Source organism: Calothrix sp. NIES-2100 (assembly GCF_963875285.1).
Taxonomy (GTDB): domain Bacteria; phylum Cyanobacteriota; class Cyanobacteriia; order Cyanobacteriales; family Nostocaceae; genus Aulosira.
Window position 1 is genome coordinate 6,271,738 of sequence record NZ_CAWNLA010000001.1, and the last position, 13,917, is coordinate 6,285,654.

At 41.7% G+C, this 13,917-nt stretch carries 9 protein-coding genes; all 9 read left to right on the forward strand.

Annotated features, from left to right (window positions below; genetic code table 11):
- Positions 1–84: 84 nt before the first annotated feature.
- The 9 genes from AACU32_RS25445 (at position 85) to AACU32_RS25485 (ending at position 13,915) form a co-directional block, all read left to right on the forward strand.
- Positions 85–2,652, forward strand: coding sequence for a BamA/TamA family outer membrane protein (locus AACU32_RS25445; protein ID WP_096603970.1), 2,568 nt, complete (start codon positions 85–87; stop codon positions 2,650–2,652).
- Between the two features lie 179 nt (positions 2,653–2,831).
- On the forward strand, positions 2,832–3,683 hold the full coding sequence (gene lpxC / locus AACU32_RS25450) for a UDP-3-O-acyl-N-acetylglucosamine deacetylase (RefSeq protein ID WP_096608169.1): 852 nt from the start codon (positions 2,832–2,834) through the stop codon (positions 3,681–3,683).
- 87 nt (positions 3,684–3,770) lie between these two features.
- On the forward strand, positions 3,771–4,289 hold the full coding sequence (gene fabZ / locus AACU32_RS25455) for a 3-hydroxyacyl-ACP dehydratase FabZ (protein ID WP_096603971.1): 519 nt from the start codon (positions 3,771–3,773) through the stop codon (positions 4,287–4,289).
- Between the two features lie 315 nt (positions 4,290–4,604).
- Positions 4,605–5,423: an acyl-ACP--UDP-N-acetylglucosamine O-acyltransferase gene (gene lpxA / locus AACU32_RS25460; RefSeq protein WP_096603972.1), complete on the forward strand. Its 819-nt coding sequence runs from the start codon at positions 4,605–4,607 to the stop codon at positions 5,421–5,423.
- A complete protein-coding gene (locus AACU32_RS25465; RefSeq protein WP_339378270.1) occupies positions 5,413–5,553 on the forward strand; it encodes a hypothetical protein in 141 nt (46 codons plus the stop codon). Before lpxA ends, AACU32_RS25465 begins: the two co-directional genes overlap by 11 nt.
- Before the next feature lie 37 nt (positions 5,554–5,590).
- Positions 5,591–6,754, forward strand: coding sequence for a lipid-A-disaccharide synthase (gene lpxB / locus AACU32_RS25470; RefSeq protein ID WP_096603973.1), 1,164 nt, complete (start codon positions 5,591–5,593; stop codon positions 6,752–6,754).
- A 61-nt stretch (positions 6,755–6,815) separates the two neighbouring features.
- Positions 6,816–8,129 carry a DNA cytosine methyltransferase gene (locus tag AACU32_RS25475; protein WP_096603974.1) on the forward strand — a complete coding sequence of 438 codons (1,314 nt, stop codon included), beginning with the start codon at positions 6,816–6,818 and terminating at the stop codon, positions 8,127–8,129.
- A 474-nt stretch (positions 8,130–8,603) separates the two neighbouring features.
- On the forward strand, positions 8,604–10,220 hold the full coding sequence (locus AACU32_RS25480; protein ID WP_096603975.1) for an AAA-like domain-containing protein: 1,617 nt from the start codon (positions 8,604–8,606) through the stop codon (positions 10,218–10,220).
- Positions 10,217–13,915, forward strand: a complete 3,699-nt coding sequence (locus tag AACU32_RS25485; RefSeq protein ID WP_096603976.1) for an AAA-like domain-containing protein — start codon at positions 10,217–10,219, stop codon at positions 13,913–13,915. Before AACU32_RS25480 ends, AACU32_RS25485 begins: the two co-directional genes overlap by 4 nt.
- Positions 13,916–13,917 lie beyond the last annotated feature (2 nt).

A 13,917-nucleotide genomic window follows, 5' to 3' on the forward strand; every position in this document is an offset into this window, starting at 1 on the left:
AATATTATTTTTGTTTTTTACCTTTTACATGCGAGCATGATTGCCTTGTGATGGTGTGTGGACGAGAAGAGGAATTAAAATAAAATGCGTTTATCTCCCGTATTGGTGGCGGCAGTAGCAATTGCAGCCCCTTTAGGTACTTCGCTCAGTGCAAATGCACAAACCACTGACAATGTTAAACAGACAGCAGATTTGTTGACACCGACGACAAATCTGCTGTCTGAAGATCAGATCAATCAAGAACAAAAACATTCTAGTGAGAATAGCAAATCTTACCCCCAATTCCCAACGGTTTCGGCGGAAGGTATAAATTCTCCTACTGTCGTCGCAGCATTTCCCCATTCTTCAGCGGGGACTGCAACACCAGAAATCATAGTCCCAACCACAACAGAGCCAAAAACTACACAAATTCCGCAAACATCTCCTAGTGCAGGGGTGAGGGCACTAAAGGGACTCCAGCCTCGGACGATCGCAGCTGCATTCCCCAAGCAGCCAGCTAAAACTACAACACCAACAATTATCCAAATTCCGCAAACATCTGCTAGTGCAGGGGTAAAGGCACTAGAGGGACTTCAATCTCGGGCGATCGCAGTATCGCCCAATTCCTCAAGAGTTGCCCAAATTCCGCAACCCACCCTACAGCAAACAACTCCACAGCCTACTCCTCAACCAGCACCAGTTCCTAACATTCCACCGCCAAATACGCCACAACCAACACCTTCGGCGGTTCCCAATAACACCCCATCCCCGCAAAATAACAACCCACCTTTAGGTACACCTGTATTTCCCAACAACCAAGAATCAACTCCAGAATCGAGTGAACCTAGGGTGTTAGTAGGGGAAGTATCGGTGAGATCGCAAACTGGGCAATTAGCACCGGAACTGGAAAATCAAGTCTACTCAGTAATTCGTACCCAACCTGGAAGGACAACCACCCGTTCCCAACTCCAAGAAGATATTAATGCCATCTTTGGGACAGGATTCTTCTCCAATGTCCAAGCTGTGCCAGAAGATACACCATTGGGTGTGCGGGTAAGTTTTGTAGTTCAGCCAAACCCAGTCCTCACCAAGGTACAAATTCAAGCAAATCCAGGTACAAATGTTACATCTGTACTACCGCAAAATACTGCTGATGAAGTATTTCGCGCACAGTATGGCAAAATCCTCAATTTACGCGACTTGCAGGAAGGTATCAAGCAGTTAACCAAGCGGTATCAAGACCAAGGTTACGTCCTAGCCAATGTCATTGGAGCGCCCCAAGTCTCGGAAAATGGAGTTGTCAACTTGCAAATAGCAGAAGGGGTAGTAGAAGACATTAAAGTCCGGTTCCGCAATAAAGAAGGACAGGATGTAGACGAGAAAGGAGAACCAATCCGGGGTCGGACACAGCCATATATCGTCACACGAGAATTGGAATTAAAGCCAGGACAGGTATTCAACCGCAACACCGTACAAAAAGATTTACAACGGGTATATGGGCTGGGAATCTTTGAAGATGTCAACGTCTCCCTTGACCCTGGTAGTGACCCCAGCAAGGTAGATGTAGTGGTGAATGTGGCGGAACGCAATAGCGGTTCGATCGCAGCTGGTGCGGGGATAAGTTCTGCCAGTGGACTATTTGGTACTATTAGTTACCAGCAGCAAAACCTCAATGGCAGAAACCAAAGGCTGGGAGCAGAATTACAAGTAGGTGAACGAGAACTGCTGTTTGACCTGCGCTTCACAGATCCTTGGATTGCAGGCGATCCAAGCCGGACATCCTACACAGCGAATATTTTCCGTCGCCGCTCAATTTCCTTAATTTTTGATGGCAAAGATAACAATATTGAGACCTTTGCACCAGGTGACACCGAAGGCGATCGCCCCCGTGTTGTCCGCTTAGGTGGTGGTATCACCTTTACCCGTCCACTTTCTGGGAATCCCTACGCTATTCCGGAATGGACGGCTTCTGCTGGCTTGCAATATCAACGGGTTTCCACCAAAGATGCCGATGGTAATAGCAGAACCCAAGGTACAATCTACCGGGATGGACAGCCGACAGAACTAATTCCCCTAACTGAATCAGGCTCAGGTGACGACGATTTGCTGCTATTCCAATTAGGCGCACAACGCGATCGCCGCAATAACCCCTTGCAACCCACTAGTGGTTCCTATCTCCGTTTCGGGGTAGATCAGTCAATTCCCATAGGACAAGGTAATATCTTCCTGACACGCTTACGGGGTAGCTACAGCCAATATCTTCCCGTCAGCTTAATTAGCATCAGTAAAGGGCCACAAACTCTGGCTTTTAACTTGCAAGGAGGTACTATTTTCGGTGACCTACCCCCCTATGAAGCCTTTACCTTAGGTGGAAGTAACTCCGTACGTGGTTATGAAGAAGGCACATTAACCAGCGCCCGCAGTTACGTACAAGCCTCTGTTGAATATCGCTTCCCCGTATTTTCCGTAGTTAGTGGCGCATTATTTTTCGATTTTGGTACTGATTTAGGCACTAGTACCAGATCAGCAGAATTGCTAAATAAAAATGGTACAGGCTACGGCTATGGTCTGGGCGTGCGCGTGCAATCACCATTAGGTCCAATACGGATTGACTATGGTATAAACGACGATGGTGATAGCCGAATTAACTTTGGGATTGGGGAAAGGTTTTAAGTTGGTAAGTTGTCAGTTGTCAGTTGTTAGTTGTGAAAAACCAATGACCAATGATCATTGACCATTGACTCTTGACTCTTGCCCCCTAACCAGGAAAGATGAATATTTTCAGGTGCAGTTCGCAGGTTCACAAATCTGAACATGAACATTACCAACCGCAAAAAATTGACTTTTTGCTTATGCAACAACACACAATAGCTGCGTCAATCACTCAAACCGGAGTGGGGCTGCATAGCGGTGTGAGTACCCAGGTGCGGATACTACCAGCTGAGGTGGGTAGCGGACGCTACTTTGTGCGAGTAGATTTACTCAATTCGCCAATTATTCCCGCGCAAGTTGCAGCAGTTAGTCAAACTGTTCTCTCTACCCAGTTGGGTAAAGGTGAGGCTAGCATTCGTACTGTAGAGCATTTGTTGGCAGCTCTGGTGGGTATGGGTGTGGATAATGCCCGGATTGAAATTGATGGCCCGGAATTACCCCTTCTAGACGGTTCGGCGCGGGTATGGGCTGAAAGTATCGCTGAAGTTGGCTGGCGATCGCAAAGAGTGAATGATGGCGAATTATCCCCGGTGATTAAAGAGCCAATTTGGATTTACGAAGGCGATACTTTTGTTGCTGCTATCCCCGCACCAGAAACCCGTTTTACCTACGGAATTGACTTTGATCTGTCTGCTATTGGTAACCAATGGCACAGTTGGTCACTGCCTGCCGATGTGGAAAAAGCCTCTGCTAGCTTTGCTTCAGAAATCGCTCCCGCACGTACTTTTGGTTTGCTGCATCAAATCGAACATTTGCAAAAGACTGGCTTGATTAAGGGCGGTAGCTTAGAAAATGCCCTTGTCTGTGGCCCTGATGGCTGGTTAAATCCACCATTAAGATTTGCAAATGAGCCAGTACGTCATAAAATCTTGGATTTAGTAGGAGATTTGAGTTTAGTGGGAAATATCCCCTCGGCTCACTTCTTAGCGTATAAGGCCAGCCACAATTTACATATTCAACTGGCACAGAGAATTTTGGATTTGGGACTTTAGATTGCTCAATCAATCCAAAATCTAAAATCTAAAATCTAAAATTCCTTCGCTGACTTGATTCCAGATTGAAAAACAAGCACACAGCCAATGACAACCCTCACCGAAGCCAATACCACCGATGCGATCGCCACTGCTTCTACCATTGAAGCCGAAAGCACACCAGAGGTGAAAAAAACCTTCACTACTGAAGAAATTCAAAACCTCTTACCTCACCGCTATCCGTTTTTACTGGTAGACAAAATTATTGACTATGTTCCCGGCAAATCAGCAGTAGGCGTGAAAAACGTCACCATCAACGAACCCCAATTTCAAGGTCATTTCCCAGGTAGACCCCTGATGCCCGGTGTGCTAATTGTGGAAGCAATGGCACAAGTAGGCGGCATAGTCTTGACCCAACTCCCAGATTACGAAGCAGGTGGACTGTTTGTCTTTGCTGGTATCGATAAAGTCCGCTTTCGTCGCCAAGTAGTCCCCGGAGATCAGCTGATCATGACCGTGGAACTGTTGTGGGTAAAACAGCGTCGTTTCGGTAAAATGCAAGGTCGTGCTGAAGTGGACGGTCAGATAGCTGCTGAAGGCGAATTGATGTTTTCTTTAGTAAACTAAAAACCTACTCTTGTGGTAAGGGCACAGCCGTGAAGTGCCTTTACTGAATCCTGAAAAAGGATACCAGTAAAACCAACATGCCACAATAGCAATTTATAATTTCTTAAATTTCTGCGCCCTCACACCTAACTTGCTTCGCCCGACACTTCGGTCACTGAAGACTTAATTTTTCAGTACCTGATTACTTAAACGTTCCGCAACGCCAGTCGCCGTAATGGAGACGGCAGTAACGACAACGGGGTCAACCCCTGCATCGCGCTGCCTGTCAAATTCCCTGAAGGCGCAGGCTATCAAGACAGTTCTGGAGATTCACCCTTGAAGACGCTAATTCACCCAACTGCTGTAATTCATCCTAACTCGGAACTCCACCCATCAGTGCAAGTCGGTGCCTATGCTGTGATTGGAGCGCATGTTAAAGTCGGCCCGGAAACTGTTATTGGCGCTCATGTAGTGCTAGAAGGGCCTTGTGAAATTGGGGCGCGAAATCAAATTTTCCCTGGTGCAGCTATCGGCATGGAACCCCAGGATCTCAAATATGTGGGAGAACCTACCTGGGTCAAAATTGGTGACAATAACCAAATTCGTGAATATGTTACCATCAACCGCGCCACTGGTGCTGGGGAAGCGACAGTTATTGGCAACGGTAACCTACTGATGGCTTATGTCCATGTGGCTCATAACTGCGTGATCGAAGACCATGTGATTATCCCCAACTCAGTGGCGCTGGCGGGTCATGTCCACATCGAATCAAAGGCTAGATTGGGCGGGGTTTTGGGAGTTCATCAATTTGTGCATATTGGTAGACACTCAATGGTGGGAGGTATGGCACGTATTGACCGCGATGTGCCGCCATATATGCTTGTGGAAGGAAATCCAGCCAGAGTGCGCACCCTCAACTTAGTAGGGTTAAAACGTTCTGGGATGGATGCAAATGAGTTACAAACTCTCAAAAAAGCCTTTCGGATTCTCTATCGCTCTAAGTTAACTTTTAAAGAAGCTTTAGAACAGCTAGAACTCCTAGGTGAAACTGAACAGCTACAACACCTGCGGCGCTTCTTACTACTTTCTAAAATGCCAGGAAGACGTGGTTTAATTCCTGGCAAGGGTAAACCAAGCAGCAGTGATGAGTCGTAAGTTAGTTAGAAGTTTGAGTTGGGGATTGAGAACTCAACTCAAACTAAGAAAAACGAACCGCCAAGAACGCCAAGGACGCGAAGGAAGAGATATTGTGCGTTCTTCTTTGCGCCTTTGCGCCTTTGCGTGAGATAAAAATATATTTCCTTATTTTCCCCAATTACCAAATGCGGATATTTATCAGCACTGGCGAAGTGTCTGGCGATTTGCAAGGTTCTCTACTAATTGCGGCGCTAAAGCGTCAAGCTGTGGCGGCTGGCTTAGAACTGGAGATTGTCGCGCTGGGTGGTGAAAAAATGGCAGCAGCCGGAGCCACCATCCTGGGCGATACTAGTCATATTGGCTCAATGGGGCTTTTGGAATCCCTGCCTTATGTTGTACCAACGCTCCTAGTACAACGAAAAGCGATCGCCTACCTCAAGCAAAATCCCCCAGACTTGGTGCTGCTAATTGACTACATGGGGCCTAATCTCGGTATTGGCACTTATATGCAACTAAATTTGCCAAAAGTGCCAGTAGTTTATTACATAGCTCCCCAAGAGTGGGTATGGTCTGTGAGTTTGCGGAATACTCACCGCATTGTCGGCTTTACGAAGAAACTCTTAGCTATCTTCCCCGAAGAAGCCCGTTATTTTAGCCAGCAAGGAGCCGATGTGACTTGGGTAGGGCATCCCCTAGTTGATCGGATGCAAACCGCTCCCAGCCGCCAAGCAGCCCGGGCTAAATTGGGAATTTCCCCAGATGCGATCGCAGTTGCTCTTTTACCTGCTTCTCGTCATCAAGAATTAAAATATCTTTTACCGATAATTTTTTCCGCCGCCCAAACTATTCAAGCCAAATTACCAGAAGTACATTTCTGGATTCCTTTATCTTTAGAAGAATTCAGACAGCCAATTGCAACAGCTATTGAGCGTTACGGTTTGCGGGCTACTATTTTATCTGGTCAACAAAAAGAAGTTTTTGCGGCGGCTGATTTTGCCATTACCAAATCAGGCACTGTCAACCTAGAACTAGCATTGTTAAATGTACCCCAAGTGGTTGTCTATCGCCTGAATCCGATTACAGCTTGGATTGCGCGTAAAATACTTAAAGGTTCTATCCCCTTTGCATCGCCAGCCAATTTGCTAGTGATGCGGGAGATTGTCCCAGAGTTTTTACAAGAGCAAGCGACAGCAGAGAACATTATCTCTGCTGCAATGGAATTATTGCTCAATAATGCTAAAAAACAGCAAACTTTAACAGATTATCAAGAAATGCAGCAGTGCTTAGGGGAAGTGGGAGTATGCGATCGCGCAGCTCAAGAAATTTTGCAAATGCTAGATAAAGGATGAAGGATGAAGTATGAAGTATGAAGGATGAAGTATAAAATAGCATCTTTAAACTTTTTGGGTCATGGCTGATGAGTTGAGAAAACAACGACCAATCGCAGTTGACTTGTTCGCCGGCGCAGGTGGGATGACTCTTGGGTTTGAACAAGCTGGCTTTGATGTACTTGCGGCGGTGGAAATTGACCCGATTCATTGTGCAATCCACGAATTTAATTTTCCCTTTTGGACGGTGTTATGCCAAAGTGTAGTGGATACTACAGGCTCAGAAATTAGAAAGCGATCGCAAATTGGCGATCGGGAAATTGATGTGGTACTTTGTGGTTCCCCCTGTCAAGGATTTTCTATTATTGGTAAACGGGTTGTTGACGACCCACGTAATTCTTTAGTATTTCATTTTCATCGCCTAGTTTTGGAATTAAAACCAAAATTTTTTGTGATGGAAAATGTCCGAGGTATCACCATCGGCGAACATAAACAAATCCTCAAAAATTTGATTAGCGAGTTTCAAAGTAAAGGTTATCAAGTAGAAGAAAATTACCAAGTTCTTAATGCTGCTCATTACGGAGTTCCACAAGCAAGGGAAAGATTATTTCTCCTAGGAGCAAGAGAAGATGTAGTATTACCAAAATATCCCCAGCGCCTGACTCAAATAGCCAAGCCAAATCAATCGCCAAAGAAAAAGTCATCGGTATTGGGAAAAAGTCCTACAGTTTGGGATGCAATTGGCGATATACCGGAAGTCGAAAATTATTCTGAGTTACTGACACAAGATTGGGTAGTAGCAGAGTTCGGTAAGCCTAGCAATTATGCTCTGACACTACGCGGTATCAAGACTTTAAAAAATGATTATTCATACCCACGTAAATTTGATTTTCCAATTCTTTCTTCTAGCCTCCGCACCAAACACTCAGATGCAACTAGGGAACGCTTTGCAGCTACAGTTCAAGGAGAAAGAGAACCAATTAGTCGGTTTCATAAATTGCATCCATCGGGTGTTTGTAACACATTAAGAGCAGGTACAGATATGTATCGGGGTTCTTTTACTTCGCCTCGACCAATTCATCCTTTTACACCTAGATGTATCACAGTGAGAGAAGCAGCGCGGCTGCATTCCTATCCCGATTGGTTTAGATTTCATGTGACTAAATGGCATGGATTTCGCCAAGTTGGTAATTCTGTACCTCCGCTTTTAGCTAAGTCAATAGCATTAGAAGTTATGAAGGCGCTGGATAAATTCCCATCTAAACCTGAGGGAATCAAAGAACTTGGTGATGAAAATTTATTACATTTAAAGATGTCGGAAGCTGCTAAATATTATGGGATTAATCCGAAAGTCATTGAGACAATAAACGATACAGCAAACTTAAACTATTTGTGAAAAATTACTAGCTAGAGTATTAGTTCTTAAAATCTTGAGATGTCCCATCGCAGGTTGAAGAGTATCACAAAATTCTTGAATCTGGCTGCTCGAAGAAAGGCAGAGGGCAGGAGGCAGAAGGCAGAAGGAAGAAATACAATAAAATTAAGTGTTGGCAGGGATTTCACGTTAAGTTGACACCTATGGGCATAGCTTCGCTTCCCTGCCTTAAGCCTCTTTCCCTAAACGCTTCACTTCTTTGCGCTCGTAATTACGTTTGATCGGTGATTCACTGGGCATGACATAACACTTTCAGCCTGAACTCAACTGTGCTGTAGTATAATCAATTTAAAATTCCAGTAAATATACATATATATTAAGCAATTGTTATTAATTCCTCACTAATTTTTCTGATTATTATTCGGAATTTACTTAGAAGTCAGTGTATTTGATATTTACTCTATAAAAATTTATATTAAGAAAGTTGGCTAGAATGTGAAGAAAATCCTGATTTTGTCAGCCAATCCGATAAATAAGTCAAGACTTCGCCTTGCTGAGCAAGTGCGAAAAATCAAGGCAGGTTTAGAACGCTCTAAAAATAGAGATAAGTTTGAAATCATCACGGAATGGGCAGTGCGTTCAAAGGATATTCGTCGTGCCCTGTTAGACAATGAACCCCAAATAGTTCACTTTTCTGGGAATGGTTCCGGCGAAGATGGTTTAGTCTTAGAAAATGATACAGGACAAATGCAGCTGGTTAGTACAAACTCTCTGGCAGGACTATTTGGATTATTTAACGACAAGATAGAGTGTGTTTTGTTAAATGCTTGCTACAGCGAAGTGCAAGCGCAAGCGATTTACGAACATGTTGATTGCGTGATCGGCATGAATCAAAAAATAGGTGAAGAGGCAGCAATAGAGTTTGCTGTTGGGTTTTATGATGCCTTGGGTGCCAACCGCAGCTATGAGGAAGCCTACAAATTTGGCTGTAATGCAATTGATTTAGAAGGGATTCCTGAGTTTTCAACTCCTGTATTAAAAAGCAGAAATGGTACTGGCGTTAATTCAACATCAAAAGAAGGCGATCGCCCGTTCTTAGAAAAACCAGAAGGTTCTGTACCACTGAACTCCGCTTTTTATATCAAAACTCCTGCTATTGAATCTGATTGTGCCAACGAAATCTTATACCCTGGAGCATTAATTAGAGTCAAAGCTCCCCAACAATGGGGAAAAACTTCCTTAATATTAAGAATTATTTATTTAGCTGAACAGCAAAGTTATCAAACTACTTACATCAACTTTTTTGAGACAGAAAATAACTCATTTACAAATTTAGATAAATTCTTGCAGTGGTTCTGTTTGAGTATTACTAATGGCTTAGATCTAGAGGATAAGCTGTCTGATTATTGGCGGGCTTCAAACCCTGCAAAAATTAATTGTACGAATTACTTTCAAAGATATCTTTTGGCAGAAATTAATAATCCTCTACTTCTGGCTTTAGATAACGTGGACTTAATTTTTGAATATCCAGAGATTGCTAGCGAATTTTTTGGTTTGCTACGTAGCTGGTATGATAAATCTAGAACAAAACCAATATGGGAAAAACTCAGGTTGGTAATTTCACATTCTCATAGAGTTGATAGTTCTTTGCATCAGTCACCTTTATCTAATGCCGGATTAATAATTGAATTAAAAGATTTTACTAAGCCACAAATAAGGGATTTGGTACAACGTCACAGACTTAATTGGACTGAGAAAGAAATTGAGTCACTAATGGCAATGGTTGGTGGCCATCCTTATTTGTTGCGCTTGGGACTGCATAGAATTGCACGCCAAGAACTGACATTACAAGAACTGTTAGAGAAAGCACCTACAGACGAAGGTTTATATGGAAATCATCTACGTAAGCATTTATCGAAGCTGAGACAAAATCCCGAATTACATACAGCGATGAGAAATGTGGTAAATGCTAATAATTCAGTAATGATAGGTGCTGATATCGCCGATCAGTTACGCAGTATGGGATTAGTGAAATTTACAGACAATTGTGTCTTGCCAGTATCTGATATGTATAGACTGTATTTTCGGAAACATCTGGGGGTTAATGGATGAACCTAAATCCCAATCCAAAATATCAATATCAGGCAGGAGGAAGTTTACGTGCTGATTCTCCTACTTATGTTCTACGACAAGCAGATGAAGATTTATACCAAGCATTGAAATTAGGGGATGTATGTTATGTGTTCAATTCCCGACAGATGGGTAAATCCAGCTTGCGGGTACAAACTATGCGACGGTTGCAAACAGAGGGAATTGCTTGTGCAGAAATTGATATCAGTCAAATTGGTGCTATTGATGTTACACCAGAAAAATGGTATGCAGGAATTTTTGATAGTCTTATTAGCAGTTTAGATTTATACGAAACTATTGATTGTGAAGATTGGTGGTTAAGTCATGAGTCATTACCTGCTTTGCGACGGTTAAGTAAGTTTATTGAAGAGGTTCTCTTCAAAGAGATTACTGGAAATTTTGTCATTTTTATTGATGAGATAGATTACGTTCGCAAACTTAGTTTTGAAACCGACGATTTTTTTGCGTGGATTCGTTCTTGCTATAATCAACGTGCCGATAAAATTGAATATCAACGTCTAACTTTTACACTTTTAGGAGTAGCAACTCCATCAAATTTAATTTCTTATGAAAATATTACACCTTTTAATATTGGTCGAGCTATTGAACTTAATGGCATTCAGTTAGATAATGCACAACCTTTAATTCAGGGATTAATTGACAGAGTCAGCAATCCGCAAGCAGTGATGGAGGAAATTTTAAAATGGACGGGTGGACAACCCTTTCTTACCCAGAAAGTTTGTAAACACCTTCCTGATGGTATTGATGTTGTGGGAGTTAAAGATTTTGTCCAATCGCACATTATAGACAACTGGCAAGCACAAGATGAACCAGAACATTTGAGAAGCATACGCGATCGCATCTTAAAAAATAACCCGCGTACACTAAAACTGCTGGAATTATACAAAGAAGTTTTGCAGGGTAACGAAATTATTGCTGATGGTCACCCAGAAAAAATTGAATTGCGATTATCTGGTTTAGTAGCTAAAAAGCAAGGTAAATTAAGGGTATACAATCCAATTTACGAGCAAATTTTTAATCTAAATTGGGTTAAAAAGGAACAAAATAAACTACGTTCATATGCAGATAAGCTATCAGCTTGGTTAAGGTCTTCTCGTCAAGACGAATCCAAGTTATTACTTGGAAAACAATTGCAAGCAGCTCTGGAATGGTCAGCAGATAAAAGTTTAAGCGTTGAGGACTATCAATTTTTGGCTGCTAGTCAAAAATTAGAGCAAGAAAAAGCTCAAATAGAGGCAAAACGTACTATAGATGTAGCAAGACGAAGAGCCAAAAAATTGATTATTACAGGCATTATAATAACGCTTATATTCTTATTGTTAGCTACGGTTTCAGTCTATTGTGTAAGCAACAAATTGAGAGATTTTCAACAAACTACAAAATTAGAGCAAGCTGGTCTTACTGCATTGAGAGAATTTGAGGGCGCACAAATTGAATCTTTATTTTTGGCAATGCAAGCAGGAAAAGATCTCAAAAATTTGGTAGGGGAAAACAGTGATTTAGAAAAATATCCAACTGTTACTCCATTATTAGCATTACAGACAATTCTCGATGATACCCGTCTCCGTCAAATCAACGAATTTAATCCTGGTCAGGAAGGAATCAATAGCTTATCTTGGTTTGAACAAGATACCCAAATCGCTACTGCTGGTGAAGATGGAACAGTCCAGCTGACTCCTATTAACCCCCAACCAAATAATAAAAATATAAAATTTACTGCTCATCAAAATAAGATTAGAGTTATTGATTTTGCACCGGCACAAAATCAAGCTAAGTTTGCAACAGGTGGTAAGGATGGTAAATTAAAGATATGGGATAAAAAATCTATTAATGTGGAAGAGCCGCAACCATTATTGTCTGTTAACACTAAACAAGGCGGAATCAACCATGTACGATTTATTAACAATAACCAAATAGTTACATCTGGGCAAGATGGCACTATTAAACTTTGGAATTTATCAGTAAATAAATTATTAGAACCGCAAATAATTACAGCTCACAAAAATTGTAATAATAAGGTAAATCACATTGATTGTGACGAGCATCAGCCAAGCATCAAAAGTTTGAATACTAGCGGCGATCAAGAACGATTTGTTTCTGGTGGTGATGATGGATTGGCAAAGCTATGGAAAATAAATGTAAATGGTATTCAAGAAAAAGAGATAGCAATATTTGCAGGACACAAAGCCAGAATTAATAGCGTTAATTTTAGCCTGGAATGTAAAGATCCAACCAACTCTAAATGTAAAATTGCTACAGCTTCAGCCGATGGGACAGTAAAAATTTGGAACTCTTTGCCACCATACAACCAATTAACAGAGTTTTTAGCCCATCAAGAAGGTGTTGAAGTAGTGCGTTTTAGCACTAAAGATGCGAATATTCTAGCAACTGCCAGTAAAGACGGCATAATTAAACTATGGGATCTACAAGAAAATTTGACGGCTAAAACATTTGCAGAATTTAAAGGTCATCAAGGCAGTATTGTGAGTTTTCGTTTTACCAAAGATGGCGAACAACTGGCTACAGCAGGAAAAAATGATGGTGTTGTGAGAATTTGGAAAGTTGATAAACTCGTCAAGGAAGAGCCAATAAAATTAGACGCTCATAAACAAGCAATATACAGTGTTCGTTTTAACCCAAAAGATGATACAGAAATTGCTACAGCTTCTGATGATGGCACAGTTAGATTATGGAAAATTTATCCAAAACCTTTAGTTATCCAATCAACAGTAATAGAAACTCATCCTAACGCTGATATTAAAATTAAAAGTGTTCGCTTTAGCCCTGACGGACAACGAATCGCTACATCTGGAAGTGATGGAGTGATCAGACTTTGGCATCGTAAAGGTGATAAGTGGGAAAACGAAAAATCTTTTTCAACCAATAAGGGCGAGACTATTTGGAGCGTGAACTTCGATCCAACTGCTCCAGCAAATTCTCCTCGCCTTGCGACAGGTGGAAGCGATGGTATAGTCAAATTGTGGAAATTTGGTAAGCAGTTTCCGGATGGTACATTTCCTCTAGAAGCAAAAGTTGAAGCTGTCAGATTCAGTCAAAATGGTAAGTTTTTAGCAGCAGTTGGAGAACAAGGCAAGGCAAAAATATGGAATATTGAAGAACTAAAAGAATGGCAAATTAAAGAACGAAAACCAAGAGAATTAAAAGGACATAAAGGAACTGTTTACGGAGTCAGTTTTATTAATCACGATCAAGAATTGGTTACAGCTGGAGACGATGGTACAATTCGACGGTGGGATTTATCAGGAAAATGCTTACAAGAAATTAAAACTTATCAGGGCAGCGTAAAAAATATCAGTTTTAGCGACCCTAAAGATGATAAAAATAAAATTGTTGCCACAGTTGGGCGCAATGGGACGGTGAAACTATGGACTCTGTCTGGACAATTATTGGCAGACTTTAAAGGACATTCTGATATTGTCAGAAGTGTAAATTTTAGCAAGGATGGCAAACATCTCGTTACAGCAGGGGATGATAAAACGGCAATAGTTTGGAATGTTAAAGATTTAGACGAACTAATGCGTGATGGATGTACTTGGTTGAATCAATCTTATCTTCCTACTTATCATAAAACGCAAACAGAATTTTATAATTTCTGTCAATCTATTGTGCAACCAGATAACGGAAATAAAACTTAATA

What these genes read in the sequence shown, in the direction of transcription:
- AACU32_RS25475 (WP_096603974.1), top strand. Translation starts at nt 6,816, where the DNA reads ATGGCTGATGAGTTGAGAAAACAACGACCAATCGCAGTTGACTTGTTC.
- lpxC (WP_096608169.1), top strand. Translation starts at nt 2,832, where the DNA reads ATGCAACAACACACAATAGCTGCGTCAATCACTCAAACCGGAGTGGGG.
- lpxB (WP_096603973.1), top strand. Translation starts at nt 5,591, where the DNA reads ATGCGGATATTTATCAGCACTGGCGAAGTGTCTGGCGATTTGCAAGGT.
- fabZ (WP_096603971.1), top strand. Translation starts at nt 3,771, where the DNA reads ATGACAACCCTCACCGAAGCCAATACCACCGATGCGATCGCCACTGCT.
- AACU32_RS25445 (WP_096603970.1), top strand. Translation starts at nt 85, where the DNA reads ATGCGTTTATCTCCCGTATTGGTGGCGGCAGTAGCAATTGCAGCCCCT.
- AACU32_RS25465 (WP_339378270.1), top strand. Translation starts at nt 5,413, where the DNA reads ATGAGTCGTAAGTTAGTTAGAAGTTTGAGTTGGGGATTGAGAACTCAA.
- AACU32_RS25485 (WP_096603976.1), top strand. Translation starts at nt 10,217, where the DNA reads ATGAACCTAAATCCCAATCCAAAATATCAATATCAGGCAGGAGGAAGT.